Origin of the sequence: Aureimonas endophytica (assembly GCF_014642635.1) — a bacterium.
In the GTDB taxonomy this organism is placed as follows: Bacteria; Pseudomonadota; Alphaproteobacteria; order Rhizobiales; family Rhizobiaceae; genus Plantimonas; species Plantimonas endophytica.
The window spans coordinates 110,197-128,047 of the sequence record NZ_BMIQ01000008.1 but is presented as its reverse complement, the minus strand read 5'-3'; the positions used below and the strand labels follow the sequence as shown (position 1 = coordinate 128,047).

Here is a 17,851-nt window from a genome sequence, read left to right as displayed (position 1 = left end):
TTGGCGCCTTCCGGCGAACGCGACGATCGTCTCAGCCCGCCGGCACTTCCCGCGACTTGCCGTCCGCATCCAGGGCGACCATCACGAAACTGCCTTCCGTCACCTTGACGAGATTGCGCGTCAGGTGGCGTTGGGCCCAGGCTTCGACCATCAGCGTGATCGAGCTGCGGCCGACGCGTTCGATCGTCGTGTAGACGGCAAGGACGTCGCCGATCTTCACCGGCTTCTTGAAGGCCAGCGCGTTGATCGCCACCGTCGCGACGCGGCCGCCGGCGCGCTCGTTGGCGCGCACCGCCGCCGCGAGATCCATCTGCGCCACGACCCAGCCGCCGAAGACGTCGCCATCGGCATTGGCGTCGGCCGGCAGCGCCTGGAGGCGCATGGTGAGTTCGCCGATCGGCTCGCTCGGCCCCATCTCGTCCGTCATCGCGCCGCCGTCTCCATGGTCGTTTCGCCAGTTTTCGCTCGAAGCGGCCAGCGCAGCGGCACGAGTTCCACGGCCAGCATGGCGCAGAGGATGAGCAGGCAGCCGAAATAGCCGATCGGCGCGATGCGCTCGCCGAGAAAGATCGCGCCGAACAAGGCCGCGAAGACCGCTTCCGAGGACAGGAAGATCGCCGCCTGCGGCGCCGTCGTCCAGCGCTGGCCGATCGTCTGAAGAGTGAAGGCGAGGCCCGCCGAGATGCAGCCGCCGTAGAAGACCTGCGGCCAGGCGGCGATAAGGCCCGCCGTCTGGAGGCCGTCGATCGCCAGCATGCCCGGCAGGCCGAGCGCGGCGGCGGCGGCGAACTGCACCGCGCTCAAGGTCAGCGGCCGGCCGCTCCGCCCGGCGAAGAGGCCGACGAGCACGATCTGGAAGGCGAAGCCCGCCGCGCAGGCCACCGTCAGCGCGTCGCCGCCGCCCATGGCGTCGAGCCGACCGCCGCTGGCCAGGAGCAGGCCGACGAGAGCCAGCCCGGCCGCCGGCCAGACCACCCAATGCGGCCGGCGCCGAACCAGCAGCAGCGCCGCCGCCGGGGTCAGCACGACATAGAGGCCGGTGAGGAAGCCGGAATTGGTGACCGTCGTCGAAAGCAGGCCGAGCTGCTGGAGGATCGAGCCGGCGAAGAGCATCGCGCCGCAGAGCGCGAAGCCGGCGAACTCGCGCGGCGCGAGCCGATGCCGGGCCCGGCGGGATTCCCACAGCGCGAAAGGCAGGAGCGTCAGGGCGGCCAGCGCGAAGCGCGCGCAGGTGAAGCTCCAGGGGCCGAGGCTCGCCATCGCGCTGGACTGCGCGACGAAGCCCATGCCCCAGATCGCGCCGGTGAGGAGCAGGAGGAGATTGGCCTGAACGCGGCTCATCGAGCGATTCCCGGATTGCGGCCCTGCCTACCGCGCGTTGTCCGGCAAGACAAATCCGGATCTCCGGATGGAGGGGACGGCTTGTTTCCGTGCCGGCGGATGGAAGACCTGCCGGCGCGGGTGCTCTGCGCTTCTCAGGCCGCCGCCGGCAGCCAGCTCATCGGCCGGAAGCCGGGCAGGGCGGCGACGCGGCGCAGCCAGGCCGACACGTCCGGAAACTTCGCGAGGTCGAAGCCGCCTTCGTCCGCGACATGGCTATAGGCGAAGAGGGCGAGATCGGCGAGGCTCGGCGTCTCCCCGGCGAGGAAGGGCGTGTCCTTCAGCTGCCGGTCCATGACGGCGAAGGCCGTCTCGCCGCCCTTCAGCGTCGCTTCCAATCGCTCCGGCGTCGCCTGCGCCGCGCGGCCGGGATAGACGAGGAGCGCGCGCCGCACCGCGACGAAGGGCTCGTGGCTATATTGCTCGAAGAACAGCCATTCGAACATCTTGGCCCGGGCGAAGGCATTCGCCGGAACGAAAGGTGTTGCTTCGCCGAGATGGACGAGCATCGCGTTCGATTCGGCGAGGAAGCGCCCGTCCTCGAATTCGATGAGGGGGATCTTGCCGTTCGGATTCTTCGCCAGGAAGCCGGGGGCGCGCGTCTCGCCCGCCTCCGAATCCACCTCGACATGGCGGAACGGCCGGTCGAGCAGGGCCAGGAGCAGGCGCGGCTTGTAGCAGTTGCCGGAATCGTGTCGCCCGTAGATCGTCAGCATCGCGCCGGCTCCTTCTGCTTCGTCGCCGGCATGGTGCCAGCCGGCGGGGGCGGACGCCAATTCCTGGCATGCATCCGGCCCATCACGAGAATTGATGGATCGCGGCCGATCGCGCCTTGCGCCCATACGGGAGGCGCACTAGAGCCAAGCCGTTTGTCGTCTGATCCGAACGCCGGAGCCTCACCATGGCCTTTCTCGCCGATGCCCTCGACCGCGTGAAGCCGTCCGCCACGATCGCGGTCAGCCAGAAGGCGCGCGAGCTGAAGGCCAAGGGGCGGGACGTCATCGGCCTCGGCGCCGGCGAGCCGGATTTCGACACGCCCGACAATATCAAGCAGGCCGCCGTCGAGGCGATCGCGCGCGGCGAGACGAAGTATACGCCGGTCGCCGGCATCCAGCCGCTGCGGGAGGCGATCGCCCGCAAGTTCAAGCGCGAGAACAATCTCGACTACACGGCTGCCCAGACCATCGTCGGAACGGGCGGCAAGCAGGTCCTGTTCAACGCCTTCATGGCGACGCTCAATCCCGGCGACGAGGTGGTGATCCCGGCGCCCTACTGGGTGAGCTATCCCGAGATGGTGGCGATCTGCGGCGGTACGCCGGTCTTCGTCGAGGCCGGCATCGAAAGCAATTTCAAGCTGACGCCGGAAGCGCTGGACAAGGCGATCACGCCGAAGACCAAGTGGTTCATCTTCAATTCGCCCTCGAACCCGACGGGCGCCGCCTATACGCGCGCCGAGGTGAAGGCGCTGACCGACGTGCTGCTGCGCCATCCGCATGTCTGGGTGATGACCGACGACATGTACGAGCATCTCGTCTATGGCGACTTCACCTTCACGACGCCCGCCGAGGTGGAGCCGGCGCTCTACGAGCGCACCCTCACCATCAACGGTGTGTCCAAGGCCTATGCCATGACCGGCTGGCGCATCGGCTATGCCGGCGGCCCGCTGAACCTCATCAAGGCGATGGACATGATCCAGGGCCAGCAGACCTCCGGCGCCTGCTCCATCGCCCAATGGGCGGCGGTCGAGGCGCTCGACGGCACGCAGGACTTCATCCCGAAGAACCGCGAGATCTTCCAGCGCCGCCGCGACCTCGTCGTCTCGATGCTGAACCAGGCGAACGGCCTCGAATGCCCGACGCCGGAAGGCGCCTTCTATGTCTATCCGTCCTGCCAGGGCCTCATCGGCCGCAAGACGGAAGGCGGCAAGGTGATCGCGACGGACGAGGACTTCGTCTCCGAGCTTCTGGAGGCGGAAGGCGTCGCCGTGGTGCATGGCTCGGCCTTCGGCCTCGGGCCGAACTTCCGCATCTCCTATGCCACGTCCGAGGCTCTCCTTGAGGAGGCCTGCGCCCGCATCCAGCGCTTCTGCGCCTCGCTCCGGGCCTGATCCGATGAAGGAGGGACGGCTTTTCATCGGCTCGAAGCGCTATTCCTCCTGGTCGCTGCGCGGCTGGCTCGCGGTGCATTTCGCGGGCCTTCCGGTGGAGGAGGTGGTGATCGCCCTGGCCGGCGGCGCGACGCCGGAGGTCAAGGCGGCGACGCCCGCCGGTTTCGTGCCCTATCTCGAACATGACGGCGCGCGGATCTGGGACTCCCTCGCGATCTGCGAATATTGCGCCGAGATCTCGCCCAGCCTCTGGCCGGAGGACCGGGTGCAGCGCGCCGCGCTGCGCAGCGCCTCTGCCGAGATGCATAGCGGCTTCCAGGCGCTGCGCCGCGGCTTTCCGACCATCATGGGCGGCCGGGCGGGGGAGGCGGCGCGCGACGCCCAGATGAACGAGGACGCGGCGAAGGACATCGCCCGTGTCGTCGCGCTCTGGGACGAGCTTCTGGACATGAGCGGCGGGCCGTTCCTGCACGGGCCGGTGATGGGCATCGCCGACGCGATGTTCGCGCCGGTGGCGACGCGGTTCCGCACCTGGGCGATCGACCTGCCGCCCCGCGCCGCCGCCTATGTCGATCATGTGCACGACCATCCGCTGATCCGGCGCTGGTTCGCGGAGGCCGCGCGCGAGCCGGACGAATGGCGGATCGAGCCCTACGAGACGCGGCTCGCCGGCGCCTGACCACAGGCCGCGATCTCGCCGAGGACCCATTCGCGAAAGATCTTGATCTTCGGCAAGTTGCGGCGCGCTTCCGGGTAGACGAGGCAGCAGATCTCGCCATTGGTACAGACCAGATCGAAGGGCTGTACAAGGACGCCGGCCTGCAACTCGTCGGCGAAGAAGGCTGGTGTCAGCAGGCCGATACCGCGTCCCGCCAGCACCGCCTGACCTTCGAGGAACTGCAGGCCGTAGCGCAGGCGCTTCGACTGGTCGAAAGGCGGGCGCGCGACGCCGGCGGCGGCGAACCAGATGTCCCACCATGGATCGCCCGGATCGATCAGGGGATGTTCGAGCAAGGCGGCGGGCTCCGTCAGTGATCCGATCCGCGCCAGCAATCCCGGGGTCAGCATCGGCGTGAAGCGATCCTCCACCACCGGATGCGCCACATGCCCCGGCCAGTTGCCGGAACCCCAGCTGAAGGCGACGTCGATCTCCTCGGTCGCGAAGTTTGGCGCCTCGACCGACGTTGTGATGCGGACGGCAAATTCCGGATGACGCAACTGGAACAAGCCGATGCGCGGCGCGAGCCAGCGGGCGGCGAAGGTCGGATGCACCTTCAGTGACAGAAGTGCGCCGGTCTGGGCATGGATTTGCGCGAAGGCCGCCGACATGCGCTGGAAGGCGTCGGTGATGGCCGGCGCCAACTGTCGTCCGGCATCCGTCAGGTCGATCCGTCGGGCGCGTCGCACGAAGAGCGACTGACCGAGCCGCTCCTCCAACAGCTTCACCTGATAGGAGGCGGCTGCCTGCGTCATGCCGAGTTCCTCTGCGGCGCGGGTGAAGCTCAGATGCCGCGCGACCGCTTCGAAGACGCGGACGGCGGCGAGCGGCGGAATGTCGTGACGCTTCTGCATAAGGCCTCCTTATGCATGATGCCGAAGCTTTCGTTGGTGATGCAAGCGGGCGGACCGCATCTTCTCGCCTGCGGCGCGACAGGCCCCGCTTCACCGGAGATCAAGACGATGCGCGGCTTTCCCGGCCGCGTCGGCGGATGGCGCTGGCTGTCCGCGACGACGCGGCTTGTCTTGGCGATGGCGAGACTCGGCGATATCCGCTGGCGCCGCGCCGTCATCGACCTTGATGAGGCGCCGCATTGGCTGCATCGCGATCTCGGTCTGCGCGACGGCCGCCCGACGCGGCAGTCGATGCGCCGCCCGCCGGTGTCTCCTCACGACCGCTTCTGAGCGGCGCGGATGAGATCGCGGCCGATGATCCGGGCCGGCTCGCTCTTCAGGACGACCGAGGTCGTCACCGGTCCGAAGCGCCCGATCGCGTCGACGATCTTCGCCAGATCGGCGGGCTTCGGGACGATCGCCTTCAGCACGAAGCAGTCCTCGCCGGTGACGCGGTCCACCTCGCGGATGAAGGGCAGGTCCTCGAACTGCTTCAGGCAGGCCCGGATATGCTCGTGCGCCGTCTTCAGCCGGATGATCGCCGTCATGCCGAGGCCCAGCGCCTCGCGATCGATGCGCGCGCCATAGCCGGCGATGATGCCGCAATCCTCCAGGCGCCGCACCCGCTCCGACATCGCCGGCTGCGACAGGCCGATGCGGCGGCCGAGTTCCGACAGGGCGATTCGCCCGTCCTCCTGCAGGATTTCGAGGATGGCGACATCCTTGTCGTCGAGATCGGGCGCTGGGCGCATGGGCGGACCTTCGAATCATCGGCGAAAGGCGTCGGATGCCGATGGCTTGCCATGCCATCCCGGCGCGCGACCTGCCAATCTCGTCTTTCCTTCCAGCGGTGAAGATCGAGGAGACGAAGAATGACGATGCGGCTGATCGGCATGCTGGACTCGCCCTATGTGCGGCGCGTCGCGGTGTCCCTCCATCTGATGGAGCTTCCCTTCGCGCATGAGCCGCTGTCCGTCTTCGGCGATTTCGACGCCTTCGCCGCGATCAATCCGGTGGTGAAGGCGCCGAGCCTCGTGACCGAGGACGGCGTGGTGCTGATGGATTCGACGCTGATCCTCGACTTCGCCGAACGGCTGGCGCCGGCCGCGATGCGCCTGACGCCGGTGTCGCTCGCCGACCATGCCCGCTCTCAGCACCTTATCGGCCTCGCCCTCGCGGCCTGCGAGAAGGTGGTGCAGACCGTCTACGAGTTTCGGCTGCGGCCGGAGGAGAAGCGGCACGCGCCCTGGCTCGACCGGGTGGGCGGCCAGGCGCGCGCCGGCTTCGCGGCGCTCGAGGCCGAGATCGGAGCGCGGGAAGGCTGGCTGTTCGGGCCGCAGCCGAGCCAGGCCGACGTGACGCTCGCCGTCGTCTGGAGTTTCGCGGCCGGCATGCGGCCGGAGCTCGCCGATCCGGCGCTCCATCCGCGTCTTGCAGGTTTCGCGGCGCGGGCGGAAGGGCTGCCGGCCTTTCTCGCCGCAGCACCGTGAGGCCGCTCAGCCCTTGAGGATCGCGGCGGCCTTGGCGAAGACGTCCTCGAACATCTCTGTGGTGAGGACGCCGGTATTGGTGTTGTAGCGCGAGCAATGGTAGCTGGAGACGATGCGCAGCCCGGCGACCTCGTGCAGGACGCCATGGCCGAAGGGCGCCGCCTTCAGCTTCACGCCCAGCACCCGCAGCGTCGAATCATGCGCGATGCGGCCGAGCGTCACGATCGCCCGGAGATTGCCGAAACTCGCCATCGGCCCGGTCAGGAACTGGCGGCAGGTATGGATCTCGGGCGGGACCGGCTTGTTCTCCGGCGGCACGCAGCGCACCGCGTTGACGATCGCCGTCTCGAAGAGTTCCAGGCCGTCGTCGGTCCGCGCGGCGAAGCGCCCGTTGGCGAAGCCGAACTTGGTCAGCGTCTCGTAGAGCAGCGTGCCGGCATAGTCGCCGGTGAAGGGGCGGCCGGTGCGGTTGGCGCCGCGCAGGCCGGGCGCCAGCCCGACGACGAGCAGGCGAACGGCGGCGCTGCCGCCGACCGGCAGGAAGGGCGCGACCGGCGCGTTGTGCCAGTCCGGCTCCTTGTCGCGCCAGTCCTCGCGGAAGGCGACGAGGCGCGGGCAGAGCGGACAGTCGCGATCGGGCTCGGCCGAGGCTTCCGGGTCCTGCATGGCGGCGCCGTCAGTATTCGTCGCCCTCGCTTTCGGGCATCGCCTCGGCGCGCCGCGCCAGCCGCGCCTCTCGCTCGGCGGCGCTGCGGCCGATCTCGGCCTTGAGGCTGACGAGATCGATGAAGTGATCGGCCTGCCGGCGCAAATCGTCAGCGATCATCGGCGGCTGGGTCGAGAGCGTCGAGACGACCGAAACCTTGCGGCCGCGCCGTTGCAGCGCCTCCACCAGCGGGCGGAAATCGCCATCGCCAGAGAAGATCACGAAATGGTCCACCGTCTCGACCAGATCCATCGCGTCGACGGTGAGTTCGATGTCCATATTGCCCTTCACCTTGCGACGACCGGTCGCGTCGGTGAATTCCTTGGCCGGCTTGGTGACGACGCGATACCCGTTATAATCGAGCCAGTCGATGAGGGGGCGGATGGAGGAATATTCCTGATCCTCGATCAGCGCGGTGTAGTAATAGGCGCGAAGGAGGTAGCCGCGACGCTGAAAGGCCAGAAGCAGCTTCTTGTAGTCGATGTCGAAGGCGAGGCTGCGGGACGCGGCGTAAAGATTCGCGCCGTCGATGAAGAGGGCGATCTTTTCGCGGGAGTCGAACATTGATGTCCTTTTCGTGACCCTGTCGGGAGAGGCAGCGGAACGGCAATCGGCATCCGCCGGGCCTGCGGCGGAGCGGCGGAATCGACGGCCCGAAGCATAGATCGGCCCTTCGCCATTGCAACATCGCTGTGGTTGAATGCCCTTGCGACCCAAGCCTTGGCGCGCCGTGCCCTTGTGTCCGAGGCGTCGAGCGGCTATGTCAAGCCCTTGACCCCGTACGAACAAGAATTCTGGAGACAGGGATGGCCCGCGTCACCGTCGAAGATTGCGTCGACAAGATCGAGAACCGCTTCGAGCTGGTTCTGCTCGCCAGCCATCGCGCGCGTCAGATCGCGCAAGGCCAGCCGATCACCGTCGATCGCGACAACGACAAGAATCCCGTCGTCGCGCTGCGCGAGATCGCGGACGAGAAGCTGACGCCGGACGACCTGAAGGAAGATCTGATCCACTCGCTGCAGAAGCATGTCGAGGTGGACGAGCCGGAAGCGCCGCCGCAGCCGGCCCCGGCGATCGCCGAGGGCGCTGCGACTCCGGTCGCGTCGGCGGCGGCCGACGAGGAAGAGGACGACAACGTCGCCTTCGACCGCATGAGTGAGGAAGAGCTTCTCGCCGGCATCGAGGGCCTCGTCGCGCCCGAGAAGAACGAGGACTTCTGAAGCCTCGCCCGCGGGCGAAGTTTTCCGATGTCCCGCGAGCTTTCGGGCTTTCGGCGCGGACCCTTTGGTTCCTATATTGCGGGGGCGTTCGGCCATCGGCCGGGCGCCCCTTCCATATTCGATCGGCCGTTCCACGGATGATGCGACAATACGAACTCGTCGAACGGGTCGCGAGCTACAAGCCCGAGGTCGACGAGGCGCTGCTCAATCGAGCCTATGTCTACGCCATGCAGAAGCACGGCTCGCAGAAGCGCGTGAATGGCGACCCCTATTTCTCGCATCCGCTCGAAGTGGCGGCGATCCTCACCAATATGCGCCTCGACGAGGCGACGATCGCGACGGCGCTGCTGCACGACACGATCGAGGACACCGACGCCACCCGCAAGGAGATCGACCAGCTCTTCGGCGACCGCATCGGCCAGCTCGTCGAAGGGCTGACCAAGCTGAAGCGGCTCGACCTCGTGTCGAAGAAGGCCGAGCAGGCGGAGAATCTGCGCAAGCTCCTGCTCGCCATCGCCGACGACATCCGCGTCCTTCTCGTCAAGCTCGCCGACCGCCTGCACAACATGCGCACCCTGCATCACATGCGGCCGGAAAAGCGCCTGTCCATCGCCCAGGAGACGATGGACATCTATGCCCCGCTCGCCGGGCGCATGGGCATGCAGGACATGCGCGACGAGCTGGAGGATCTGGCCTTCCGCTACGTGAATGCGGATGCCTACGCGACCGTCACCACGCGCCTCGCGGAACTGCGCGAGAAACATGCCGACACGATCGCCAAGATCGAGACCGATCTCGCCGCGCGCCTGAAGGAGAAGGGCATCGAGGCGAGCGTGAAGGGACGGCAGAAGAAGCCCTATTCCGTCTTCTCCAAGATGCAGCGCAAGGCGCTGTCGCTGGAGCAGCTCTCCGACATCTTCGGCTTCCGCGTGCTCGTCGCCTCCGAGGACGACTGCTACCGCACGCTCGGCATCGTGCACCGCACCTGGCCGATGGTCCCAGGCCGCTTCAAGGACTATATCTCGACCCCGAAGCAGAACGACTACCGCTCGCTGCACACGACGATCGTCGGCCCGTCGCGCCAGCGCGTCGAGCTTCAGATCCGCACGCGCGAGATGCATCAGGTGGCGGAGCTCGGCGTCGCCGCCCATTCCGTCTACAAGGACGGCGTGCCCCAGAAGAACGGCGTCGACGGCAAGTCGGGGATCTCCAAGGAGAGCAATGCCTATGCCTGGCTGCGTCGCACGATCGAGCAGCTGGCGGAAGGCGACAATCCCGAGGAGTTCCTCGAACATACCAAGCTGGAGCTCTTCCAGGACCAGGTCTTCTGCTTCACGCCGAAGGGGCGGCTGATCGCCCTGCCGCGCGGCGCGACGCCGATCGACTTCGCCTATGCCGTCCATACCGATGTCGGCGACACCTGCGTCGGCGCGAAGATCGACGGCCGCATCATGCCGGTGGCGACGGAACTCCAGAACGGCGACGAGGTGGAGATCATCCGCTCGAAGGGCGCCGCGCCGCCCGCCGCCTGGGAAACGGTGGCCGTGACGGGCAAGGCGCGGGCCGCGATCCGCAAGGCGACGCGCCTCGCCATCCGCCGCCAATATGCCGGGCTCGGCCAGCAGATGCTGACGCGCGCCTTCCAGCGCTCGGGCAAGACCTTCCAGCGCGAGGCGCTGAAGCCCTTCCTGCCGAAGCTCGGCCACAAGGACATCGACGACGCGATGGCGGCGGTCGGGCGCGGCGAGATCGCGACGGCCGACATCCTGCGCGCCGTCCATCCCGACTTCCAGGACAGCCGCGTGACGAAGCTCGTGCCGCGCAGCGAGGAGGAGGGCTGGTTCCACCTCCACACCGCCGCCGGCATGATCTTCCGCATACCGACGATCGCCGAGGCCGAGAAGGCCGGGCGCTCGCTGCCGATCCGGGGCGCCGGCGTCGACACGCCGGTGCGCTTCGGCCCCGACGGCGCGGTGCCGGGCGACCGCATCGTCGGCATTCTCGAGCCGGGGCAGGGCATCACCATCTATCCGATCCAGTCGCCGGCGCTCGGCAGCTTCGACGACAAGCCGGAACGCTGGGTGGACGTGCGCTGGGATCTCGATGCCGAGACCAATATCCGCTTTCCGGCGCGCATCAGCGTCTCGGTATCGAACGAGCCGGGCACGCTCGCCGAGGTCGCCGAGACGATCGCGGCGAACGACGCCAATATCCACAATCTTTCGATGCAGAAGACCGCGCCGGACTTCACCACCATGATCATCGATCTGGAAGTGTGGGATCTGGCGCATCTGACGCGAACGCTGAATCAGTTGCGCAACAAGCCTTGCGTTTCGCAGGCGATGCGCATGAACGGTTGAGCCGGCGCCAGCCTCCGGCCCGCCTTTCGAATCGACAAGGACTTCCATGACCCGCGACGAGGTGATCGACATCTTCCGGCAGGCCGGCGCCTATCTGGAAGGGCATTTCATCCTGACCTCCGGCCTGCGCAGCCCGGTCTTCCTGCAGAAGGCGCGCGTCTTCATGCATGCCGATCTGACGGAGCGCCTGTGCCGGGCCCTGGCCGAGAAGGTGCGCGCCGCCGTGCCGGGCAAGATCGACTATCTCGTCGGTCCGGCGGTCGGCGGGCTCATTCCGGCCTACGAGACCTCGCGCCATCTCAAGGTTCCGGCGGTCTGGGTGGAGCGCGAGAACGGCGAGTTCCGCCTGCGCCGCTTCGAGATCGAGCCCGGCGCCCGCGTCGTCGTGATCGAGGATATCGTGACGACCGGCCTTTCCATCCGCGAGACCGTCGCCTGCCTGAAGGGCCTCGGGGCCGAGGTGGTCGCGGCCGGCTGCATCATCGACCGCTCGGCCGGCAAGGCGGAGGTCGGCGTGCCGCTGATCGCGCTGGCCGAATACGAGGTGCCCGCCTATCCGGCCGACGCGCTGCCGCCGGAGCTCGCGGCGCTGCCGCCCGTCAAGCCCGGCAGCCGCGGTCTCTGAGCGCCGCGACCGTGGTCCTTCCGCCGTCCGATCCGCATCCAGCCGCGGCCCCGAGCCTCGACGGCGGGCACGATTTTCTCGGCGCCAAGCTGGCGCTCCTTCTCGGCGACGATCTCCTCGTCTACCGGCGCGACCGGAAGGAGGGCATTCCCTTTCCGGGCTGCTGGGATCTGCCCGGCGGCGGCCGGGAAGGGGGCGAGACGCCGGCCGAATGCGCCCTGCGCGAGCTGCGGGAGGAGTTCGGCCTGTCCCTGCCGCGCGAGCGCATCCTCTATGCCCGCGCCTATGCGAGCACGGTGCGTCCCGGCGCCGTCTCCTGGTTCCTGGCCGGCCGGCTGCGGGCGACGGATGTCGGCGCCATCGTCTTCGGCGAGGAGGGCGAGGAATGGCAGCTGATGCCGATCGCGACCTTTCGGCGCGATCCGGAGGCCGTGCCCTACTTGCGCGACCGTCTCGGCGACTATCTCTTGGCCGGACATGCAGGGACGGAAGACTGAGGCATGCTGTTCCGCCGGCGCGTGAAACCCACCTGGAAGGAAAAGCTCCGCATCTGGCTCTGGCCGAGGCGGTCCTGGCGCCGTTCGCTGACCTATCTGAAGAAGCGCGTCCTGCGCCTCAACGCGACGCCCCACGCGATCGGCGCGGGCATCGCGGCTGGCATCTTCGCGACCTTCACGCCCTTCGTCGGCTTCCATTTCCTCATCGCCTTCGCCATCGCCTATCTGATCGCCGGCAACATGGCGGCGGCGGCGCTCGGCTGCGGCGTCGGCAACCCGCTGACCTATCCGCCGATCTGGGCCGCGATGTACGAGCTCGGGCGCTGGATCCTGAATGCCGAGCCGATGGACGGCAAGGCGCCGCCGGGCCTCGCCCACGCGCTCACCCATATGGATCTCAAGGACATCTGGGGGCCGGTCCTGAAGCCGATGCTGATCGGCGGCCTGCCGCTCGGCCTCGCCTTCGCGCTTCTCGGCTACGGGCTCGTCTATCTCGCGGCGCGCAGCTTCCAGAACCGTCGCGCCCGGCGCATGGCGGATCTGCGCGAGCGCCAGCGCCGCGCTGCGCCGGAAGCGGCGGGGGTGGCGCGATGATCGTCGGCATCGGCTCGGACCTCATCGACATCCGCCGCGTCGAGAAGGCGCTGGAGCGGCACGGGGCGCGCTTTCTCGCCCGCGTCTTCACCGAGGTGGAACAGGCCAAGTCCGAGCGACGCAAGGCGCGCGCCGCCTCCTATGCCAAGCGCTTCGCCGCCAAGGAGGCCTGCGCCAAGGCGCTCGGCACCGGGCTGTCGCAAGGGGTGTTCTGGCGCGACATGGGCGTCGTCAACCTGCCGAGCGGCGCGCCGACGATGCGCCTCACCGGCGGCGCGCTCGCCCGGCTCCGGGCGATCGTGCCGGAAGGCCACGCGCCGCGCATCCATCTCACCATCACCGACGACCACCCGCTCGCCCAGGCCTTCGTGGTGATCGAGGCGGTGCCCGACACCGCTGGGGCGGCGGCGGGCGCCGAGGCGGCCGCGCCATTGCGGGCCGGTTGACGAATCGTTAGTAAGCAAGGCCGCGCCACGCGGCGCGGAATGGGCGAAGGGCAAGGCATGGTCGATCGGGCCGAAACGAAGACAAGCGGCGGGATCGGCGAGACGATCAAGGTGGTGGTGCAGGCGCTGCTGCTGGCGCTGGTGATCCGCACCCTCCTGTTTCAGCCCTTCTCCATCCCGTCCGGCTCGATGATGCCGACGCTGCTCGAGGGCGACTATCTCTTCGTCTCGAAATGGAGCTACGGCTTCAGCAGATATTCCTTCCCCTCGCTGCCCCCTTATGTCGGCTACCTGCCGTTCGAGGGCCGGGTCGCGGCGATCGGCGCGCCGGAGCGCGGCGACATCGTGGTCTTCCGCAAGCCGCACGAGGAGGAGACCGACTACATCAAGCGCGTCATCGGCCTGCCGGGCGACCATGTGCAGGTGCGCGACGGCGTGCTCTATCTCAACGGCACGGCGGTGCCGCGCGAGGCGGCGGGCGAGTTCGTCGACGAGAACGGCGCGCGGGTGCAGCAATTCCGCGAAACGCTGCCGAACGGCGTCAGCTACATCACGCTCGACCTCAGCCCCAATTCGGCCGGCGACAACACGCGCGAATTCGTCGTGCCGGACGGCCATTATTTCATGATGGGCGACAATCGCGACAACTCGCTCGATAGCCGCTTCGACGTCGGCTACGTCCCGGCGGAGAATCTCGTCGGCAAGGCGCAGATCCTGTTCTTCTCCGTCGGCGGCGGCAACTCACCGCTCGAATTCTGGAAGTGGCCCGTCGATCTCCGGCTCGGCCGCTTCTTCACATGGCTAAGCTGAAGTTTTCCCAGTCGCTGGACGAGCTGGAGCGGCGGATCGGCTTTCGGGTGGCCGACCGCGCCCGGCTCGAACGCGCCCTGACCCATGCGAGCCACCGCGCCGCCAAGGGCGCGACCAATTACGAGCGGCTGGAATTTCTCGGCGACCGCGTGCTCGGCCTCGTCGTCTCCGAGAAGCTCTTCGAGATGTTCCCGAAATCGAGCGAGGGCGATCTATCGCTGAAGCTGAACCAGCTCGTCAGCGCCGATGCCTGCGCCGAGATCGCCGATGCGGTCGGTCTGCCCGACTTCATCCGGCACGGCGGCGGCGACCTGAAGAAGATGCCGGCGGACAGCACCCGCAATATCCGCGCCGACGTGGTGGAATCGCTCATCGCCGCCATCTATCTTGGCAATGGGCTGGACGACGCGCGCCGCTTCATCCTGCGTTTCTGGGCGGACAAGCTCGGCGCCGCCGCGACGGCGCGGCGCGACCCGAAGACGGCCTTGCAGGAATGGGTGCATACCCGCACCACCGTGCCGCCGCGCTACGAGATCGTGGCGCGGACCGGCCCGGATCACGACCCGATATTCACCGTGCGCACCGTGATCGACGGGCTGGCGCCGGCGGAAGGCCAGGGGCGCTCGCGCCGCCTCGCCGAACAGGAGGCCGCCACCGCGATTCTGATCCGCGAGGCGGTGTGGAAGGAAGACGAGGCTTGAGCGAGACCCCCAACCCCGCCGCGACCGACACGCGCTCTGGCTTCGTGGCGCTGCTCGGCGCCCCGAATGCCGGCAAGTCGACGCTCGTCAACCAGCTCGTCGGCACCAAGGTCTCGATCGTCACGCACAAGGTGCAGACGACGCGGGCGCTGGTGCGCGGCATCGCCATCGAGAACCGCACGCAGATCGTCTTCGTCGACGCGCCCGGCGTCTTCAAGCCGAAGCGGCGGCTCGACCGCGCCATGGTGCGCACCGCCTGGAGCGGCGCCAAGGATGCCGATATCGTGCTCTTTATCATGGATGCCGAACGCGGCGTTTCGGAGGATGTCGAGGCGGTCCTCGAACGGCTGAAGGACAGCGGTGGGCGCATCGTGCTGCTGCTCAACAAGATCGACCGGATCGAGCGGGAAAAGCTTCTCGGCCTCACCAAGGACCTGACCGAGCGCGGCATCGCCTTCGAGCGCGTCTTCATGATCTCGGCCCTCAACGGCTCGGGCTGCCGCGACCTCATGGGCTTTCTCGCCGAGGCGCTGCCGGAGGGCCCCTGGTACTATCCCGAGGATCAGATCACCGACCTGCCGATCCGCCAGCTCGCCGCCGAGATCACGCGCGAGAAGCTGTTCCTGCGCCTGCATCAGGAACTTCCCTATGCCAGCACGGTCGAGACCGAGCTCTGGAAGAAGCAGCCGGACGGCTCGGTGCGCATCGAGCAGACGATCTATGTCGAGCGCGACAGCCAGAAGAAGATCGTGATCGGCCACAAGGGCGAGACGATCAAGGCGATCGGCCAGGCGGCGCGCCGCGACATCGCCGAGGCGGCCGAGGAGACCGTGCATCTCTTCCTCTTCGTGAAGGTGCGCGAGAACTGGGGCGACGATCCCGATCGCTATCGCGAGATGGGTCTCGACTTCTCGACCTGACCGATGGAATGGCGTGAATCCGCCATCGTTCTCGGCCTGCGCCGCCATGGCGAGACGAGCGTCATCGCCGAACTGATGACGCGCTCGCGCGGGCGCCATCTCGGCATCGTGCGCGGCGGCCGCTCGCGCCGGCTCCAGCCGGTGCTCCAGCCCGGCAACGAGGTGGAGGCGACCTGGCGGGCCCGGATCGACGAGCAGCTCGGCACCTATGTCGTGGAGCCGGCCGAGCTGCGCGCCGCGCGGCTGATGGAAAGCGCCGTCGCGCTGCACGGCATCCAGCTTCTCGCCGGCCATCTGCGGCTCTTGCCGGAGCGCGATCCGCATCCGCGCCTTTACGACGGCCTTTCGCTGATCCTCGACCATTTCGACAACGCGGCGCGCAGCGGCGAGCTGGTCCTGCGCTTCGAGGTGGCGCTGCTGGAGGAACTCGGCTTCGGCCTCGATCTCGCCGCCTGCGCCGCCACCGGCGCGACGGAGGATCTCGTCTATGTCTCGCCGAAATCCGGCCGGGCGGTCGGCCGCGAGCCGGGCGAGCCCTGGCGCGACAAGCTCCTGCCCTTGCCGCTCTTCCTGCGCGACCCGGCGCTCCGGCCGGCGCCGGGCGAGATCGCGGCGGGCTTCCGCCTCACCGGCTATTTCCTCGCCCGCCATGTCTGGCAACCGCGCGGCATCGCCGAGCCGCCGTCGCGCGCGGCGCTGATCGCGGCGATCGGTGCCGCGACCTGAGCGTCACGGCTGCGGCGGGGTCGAGGGCAGGGCATTGTCGTCGGTCGGCGCCTGATCCATCGGCACTTCGCCGTCCGGCGCGATGCCTTCGTCCTCGCCGTCCTCGTCCCCGTCATCCGCCGCGCCGGGAGCGGTCACCGGATCCGGCCCCTTGATCTCGAAGCCGTTGATCTTCACCGATCCGTCGGAGGCCGCGTCGACGATCCATTGCACCCGCCCGTCGGCCAGCGTCTTGCCGAAGCCCTTTGCCATGGAGAGGCCGCCGATCAGCTGGTTGACCTCCGGCGCGTCGCCCGCCGTCTGCTTCAGGGACTCGATCGTCTTTTCCAGGCCCGCCGCCTCGATCCGCAGCGAGGCTGAGGGCTTGCCGGCGGCGATCGCCACCGAGCCGGACAGGAGGAGGTCGAGATCGCGGCTCCTGATGCGGCTCTCCTCCAGAAGGAAGCGCGGCGGATTGGTGTCGAAGGCCTCTGTGATCCGCGCCTTCGCCTCGGTGCTCAAGGGTTCGGCGCGCGTCAGGTCGAGATCGGCGAGAGCGATCCCGGCCGGCGTCTCCAGATCGAGATTGTCGACCTTGAACCGGAGGGCGATGTCGCGCGGCAAGAGCGCGGCGGTCCAGGCGGGAATGGCCGGCGAGGCGAGTTCGAGTCCGTCGATCCCCAAGGCATAGGTGAAGCTGCCGCTCCTGGCGATGCCGCTCGCCGTCATGGTGCCGGCGAAGCGTGCCGCCTTGGCAGTGCCGAAGGGCGAGGTGACCGCGATGCCGCCGAGTTCCGAGGTCGAGCGGAGATCGTCCCAAAGCGGCAGGAGGGCCCGGAGCTTCGTCTTGAACTCCTCCTGGCCGGCGGACAGCCGCGCGTCGCCGGGCTTGCCCTCCAGGAATTCGGGATGGGCGAGCATGAAGGCATAGAGGTCGAGGATCGGGCGCGTGCGCGCCGCGACGGCCGAAAGGTCGGAGGCGAGCGTCGCCGCCTTGACGTCGAAGCTGATGCCGCTTACCGCCCCGTCGCCGGCCTGGGGTACGCTCACCGTCTCGGCGAAATCGCGTCCCGTCTGCTTCACGCCGATATCGGCGCCGCCCTTGGCGTTCGGCGCGCCGGTCGCCGACAGATCGATGCGGCCGAGCCGCATCTCGACCTTGCCGCCGTTCTTATCGGCGGAACTCATCTCGGTGCGCTCGACGCTGCCCGTGCCGGACAGGAGCGCGGCAAGCGGCGGCGAGAAGACGCCCTTGAAGACCTGCGGACCCAATTCGTAGCGGATCGTCTGGCTGCCTTCGGGCGCCTCTACCGTGCCGGAAAAGCTGATGGCGGCATCGGAGAACGTGTTCCAGTTGCCGTCGGCCCGCGGGCTGACGACGAGGGAATAGGGCGCGATGCGGATATTGCCCGGCGACTTCGAGGCGAGCGCGGCGACGACGCCCTGCGGATCGAGAGTGATGCGATAGCCGGCCGGATCCGGCGCGACCTTCACGACGCCCTTGTCGAACGCCGCCTGGCCGAAATAGGGCAGAAGCGACTGGACGAGACCGCGCGCGCCTTCGTCGGTGCCGGCGGGCGCCGGTTCGGGGCTCGGCGCCTGCGCCATGGCGGGCGCCGTCGAAACCAGGAGCGCCAGCGTCAGGCGTCTGATCATGCGCATGAAACTTTCCCTCGTAC

22 protein-coding genes are annotated in these 17,851 nt (G+C 68.2%); 14 read left to right on the top strand and 8 right to left on the bottom strand.

Features of this window, described 5'->3' with window-relative positions:
- Positions 1-31: 31 nt before the first annotated feature.
- The 3 genes from IEY14_RS21255 to IEY14_RS21245 all read right to left on the bottom strand — a co-directional run bounded on the left by IEY14_RS21255 (position 32) and on the right by IEY14_RS21245 (position 2,096).
- Positions 32-427 carry an acyl-CoA thioesterase gene (locus IEY14_RS21255; protein ID WP_244639616.1) on the bottom strand — a complete coding sequence of 132 codons (396 nt, stop codon included), beginning with the start codon at positions 425-427 and terminating at the stop codon, positions 32-34.
- Entirely contained in the window at positions 424-1,341 is a 918-nt protein-coding gene (locus IEY14_RS21250) for a DMT family transporter (protein ID WP_188912107.1), read from the bottom strand. Before IEY14_RS21250 ends, IEY14_RS21255 begins: the two co-directional genes overlap by 4 nt.
- 134 nt (positions 1,342-1,475) lie before the next feature.
- On the bottom strand, positions 1,476-2,096 hold the full coding sequence (locus IEY14_RS21245) for a glutathione S-transferase family protein (protein ID WP_188912104.1): 621 nt from the start codon (positions 2,094-2,096) through the stop codon (positions 1,476-1,478).
- 185 nt (positions 2,097-2,281) lie between these two features.
- Here IEY14_RS21245 and IEY14_RS21240 point away from each other — a divergent pair, with 185 nt between their 5' ends.
- Both IEY14_RS21240 and IEY14_RS21235 read left to right on the top strand, forming a co-directional pair.
- Entirely contained in the window at positions 2,282-3,487 is a 1,206-nt protein-coding gene (locus IEY14_RS21240) for a pyridoxal phosphate-dependent aminotransferase (RefSeq protein ID WP_188912102.1), read from the top strand.
- Between the two features lie 4 nt (positions 3,488-3,491).
- The gene (locus IEY14_RS21235; protein ID WP_188912100.1) at positions 3,492-4,166 is read left to right on the top strand and encodes a glutathione S-transferase family protein; all 675 of its coding nucleotides are present in this window, start codon (positions 3,492-3,494) and stop codon (positions 4,164-4,166) included.
- Here IEY14_RS21235 and IEY14_RS21230 read toward each other — a convergent pair.
- A complete protein-coding gene (locus IEY14_RS21230) occupies positions 4,139-5,059 on the bottom strand; it encodes a LysR substrate-binding domain-containing protein (RefSeq protein ID WP_188912098.1) in 921 nt (306 codons plus the stop codon). The genes IEY14_RS21235 and IEY14_RS21230 overlap by 28 nt on opposite strands.
- Positions 5,060-5,092: 33 nt before the next feature.
- Here IEY14_RS21230 and IEY14_RS21225 point away from each other — a divergent pair, with 33 nt between their 5' ends.
- Positions 5,093-5,389, top strand: a complete 297-nt coding sequence (locus IEY14_RS21225; protein WP_188912096.1) for a hypothetical protein — start codon at positions 5,093-5,095, stop codon at positions 5,387-5,389.
- Here IEY14_RS21225 and IEY14_RS21220 read toward each other — a convergent pair.
- A complete protein-coding gene (locus IEY14_RS21220) occupies positions 5,374-5,850 on the bottom strand; it encodes an Lrp/AsnC family transcriptional regulator (protein WP_188912094.1) in 477 nt (158 codons plus the stop codon). The genes IEY14_RS21225 and IEY14_RS21220 overlap by 16 nt on opposite strands.
- A 120-nt stretch (positions 5,851-5,970) precedes the next feature.
- Here IEY14_RS21220 and IEY14_RS21215 point away from each other — a divergent pair, with 120 nt between their 5' ends.
- The gene (locus IEY14_RS21215) at positions 5,971-6,588 is read left to right on the top strand and encodes a glutathione S-transferase family protein (protein ID WP_244639615.1); all 618 of its coding nucleotides are present in this window, start codon (positions 5,971-5,973) and stop codon (positions 6,586-6,588) included.
- 6 nt (positions 6,589-6,594) lie between these two features.
- Here IEY14_RS21215 and IEY14_RS21210 read toward each other — a convergent pair whose 3' ends face one another.
- Both IEY14_RS21210 and IEY14_RS21205 read right to left on the bottom strand, forming a co-directional pair.
- Positions 6,595-7,254: a uracil-DNA glycosylase gene (locus IEY14_RS21210; protein ID WP_188912092.1), complete on the bottom strand. Its 660-nt coding sequence runs from the start codon at positions 7,252-7,254 to the stop codon at positions 6,595-6,597.
- Between the two features lie 10 nt (positions 7,255-7,264).
- Positions 7,265-7,858: a LabA-like NYN domain-containing protein gene (locus IEY14_RS21205; RefSeq protein ID WP_188912090.1), complete on the bottom strand. Its 594-nt coding sequence runs from the start codon at positions 7,856-7,858 to the stop codon at positions 7,265-7,267.
- Positions 7,859-8,100: 242 nt separating this feature from the next.
- Between IEY14_RS21205 and rpoZ the strand changes: the two genes are divergently transcribed.
- The 10 genes from rpoZ (at position 8,101) to recO (ending at position 16,193) form a co-directional block, all read left to right on the top strand.
- The gene (gene rpoZ, locus IEY14_RS21200; RefSeq protein WP_188912088.1) at positions 8,101-8,514 is read left to right on the top strand and encodes a DNA-directed RNA polymerase subunit omega; all 414 of its coding nucleotides are present in this window, start codon (positions 8,101-8,103) and stop codon (positions 8,512-8,514) included.
- A 137-nt stretch (positions 8,515-8,651) separates the two neighbouring features.
- Positions 8,652-10,874, top strand: coding sequence for a RelA/SpoT family protein (locus IEY14_RS21195; RefSeq protein WP_188912086.1), 2,223 nt, complete (start codon positions 8,652-8,654; stop codon positions 10,872-10,874).
- Between the two features lie 46 nt (positions 10,875-10,920).
- Entirely contained in the window at positions 10,921-11,499 is a 579-nt protein-coding gene (gene pyrE, locus IEY14_RS21190) for an orotate phosphoribosyltransferase (protein ID WP_188912084.1), read from the top strand.
- A gap of 11 nt (positions 11,500-11,510) precedes the next feature.
- Positions 11,511-11,996, top strand: coding sequence for an NUDIX domain-containing protein (locus IEY14_RS21185; RefSeq protein ID WP_188912082.1), 486 nt, complete (start codon positions 11,511-11,513; stop codon positions 11,994-11,996).
- 3 nt (positions 11,997-11,999) lie between these two features.
- Positions 12,000-12,590 (top strand): DUF2062 domain-containing protein, encoded by a 591-nt coding sequence (locus tag IEY14_RS21180; RefSeq protein ID WP_188912080.1) that lies wholly within the window; start codon positions 12,000-12,002, stop codon positions 12,588-12,590.
- Positions 12,587-13,036 carry a holo-ACP synthase gene (acpS, locus tag IEY14_RS21175; RefSeq protein ID WP_188912078.1) on the top strand — a complete coding sequence of 150 codons (450 nt, stop codon included), beginning with the start codon at positions 12,587-12,589 and terminating at the stop codon, positions 13,034-13,036. Before IEY14_RS21180 ends, acpS begins: the two co-directional genes overlap by 4 nt.
- A gap of 57 nt (positions 13,037-13,093) precedes the next feature.
- Positions 13,094-13,846 carry a signal peptidase I gene (gene lepB / locus IEY14_RS21170; protein WP_188912074.1) on the top strand — a complete coding sequence of 251 codons (753 nt, stop codon included), beginning with the start codon at positions 13,094-13,096 and terminating at the stop codon, positions 13,844-13,846.
- Positions 13,834-14,547 (top strand): ribonuclease III, encoded by a 714-nt coding sequence (rnc, locus tag IEY14_RS21165; protein ID WP_188912072.1) that lies wholly within the window; start codon positions 13,834-13,836, stop codon positions 14,545-14,547. The genes lepB and rnc overlap by 13 nt, the downstream gene beginning before the upstream one ends.
- Positions 14,544-15,467 carry a GTPase Era gene (gene era / locus IEY14_RS21160; RefSeq protein ID WP_188912070.1) on the top strand — a complete coding sequence of 308 codons (924 nt, stop codon included), beginning with the start codon at positions 14,544-14,546 and terminating at the stop codon, positions 15,465-15,467. Before rnc ends, era begins: the two co-directional genes overlap by 4 nt.
- A 3-nt stretch (positions 15,468-15,470) precedes the next feature.
- Positions 15,471-16,193 (top strand): DNA repair protein RecO, encoded by a 723-nt coding sequence (gene recO, locus IEY14_RS21155; protein ID WP_188912068.1) that lies wholly within the window; start codon positions 15,471-15,473, stop codon positions 16,191-16,193.
- A 3-nt stretch (positions 16,194-16,196) separates the two neighbouring features.
- Here recO and IEY14_RS21150 read toward each other — a convergent pair whose 3' ends face one another.
- Positions 16,197-17,834 (bottom strand): hypothetical protein, encoded by a 1,638-nt coding sequence (locus IEY14_RS21150; RefSeq protein ID WP_188912066.1) that lies wholly within the window; start codon positions 17,832-17,834, stop codon positions 16,197-16,199.
- Positions 17,835-17,851: the final 17 nt, after the last annotated feature.

Coding starts and splice junctions, on each gene's coding strand:
- IEY14_RS21180 (WP_188912080.1), top strand. CDS start 12,000: ATGCTGTTCCGCCGGCGCGTGAAACCCACCTGGAAGGAAAAGCTCCGC.
- IEY14_RS21195 (WP_188912086.1), top strand. CDS start 8,652: ATGATGCGACAATACGAACTCGTCGAACGGGTCGCGAGCTACAAGCCC.
- IEY14_RS21215 (WP_244639615.1), top strand. CDS start 5,971: ATGACGATGCGGCTGATCGGCATGCTGGACTCGCCCTATGTGCGGCGC.
- IEY14_RS21245 (WP_188912104.1), bottom strand. CDS start 2,096: ATGCTGACGATCTACGGGCGACACGATTCCGGCAACTGCTACAAGCCG.
- rpoZ (WP_188912088.1), top strand. CDS start 8,101: ATGGCCCGCGTCACCGTCGAAGATTGCGTCGACAAGATCGAGAACCGC.
- acpS (WP_188912078.1), top strand. CDS start 12,587: ATGATCGTCGGCATCGGCTCGGACCTCATCGACATCCGCCGCGTCGAG.
- pyrE (WP_188912084.1), top strand. CDS start 10,921: ATGACCCGCGACGAGGTGATCGACATCTTCCGGCAGGCCGGCGCCTAT.
- IEY14_RS21150 (WP_188912066.1), bottom strand. CDS start 17,834: ATGCGCATGATCAGACGCCTGACGCTGGCGCTCCTGGTTTCGACGGCG.
- IEY14_RS21220 (WP_188912094.1), bottom strand. CDS start 5,850: ATGCGCCCAGCGCCCGATCTCGACGACAAGGATGTCGCCATCCTCGAA.
- IEY14_RS21205 (WP_188912090.1), bottom strand. CDS start 7,858: ATGTTCGACTCCCGCGAAAAGATCGCCCTCTTCATCGACGGCGCGAAT.
- lepB (WP_188912074.1), top strand. CDS start 13,094: ATGGTCGATCGGGCCGAAACGAAGACAAGCGGCGGGATCGGCGAGACG.
- rnc (WP_188912072.1), top strand. CDS start 13,834: ATGGCTAAGCTGAAGTTTTCCCAGTCGCTGGACGAGCTGGAGCGGCGG.
- recO (WP_188912068.1), top strand. CDS start 15,471: ATGGAATGGCGTGAATCCGCCATCGTTCTCGGCCTGCGCCGCCATGGC.
- IEY14_RS21230 (WP_188912098.1), bottom strand. CDS start 5,059: ATGCAGAAGCGTCACGACATTCCGCCGCTCGCCGCCGTCCGCGTCTTC.
- IEY14_RS21210 (WP_188912092.1), bottom strand. CDS start 7,254: ATGCAGGACCCGGAAGCCTCGGCCGAGCCCGATCGCGACTGTCCGCTC.
- IEY14_RS21250 (WP_188912107.1), bottom strand. CDS start 1,341: ATGAGCCGCGTTCAGGCCAATCTCCTCCTGCTCCTCACCGGCGCGATC.
- IEY14_RS21240 (WP_188912102.1), top strand. CDS start 2,282: ATGGCCTTTCTCGCCGATGCCCTCGACCGCGTGAAGCCGTCCGCCACG.
- IEY14_RS21255 (WP_244639616.1), bottom strand. CDS start 427: ATGACGGACGAGATGGGGCCGAGCGAGCCGATCGGCGAACTCACCATG.
- IEY14_RS21235 (WP_188912100.1), top strand. CDS start 3,492: ATGAAGGAGGGACGGCTTTTCATCGGCTCGAAGCGCTATTCCTCCTGG.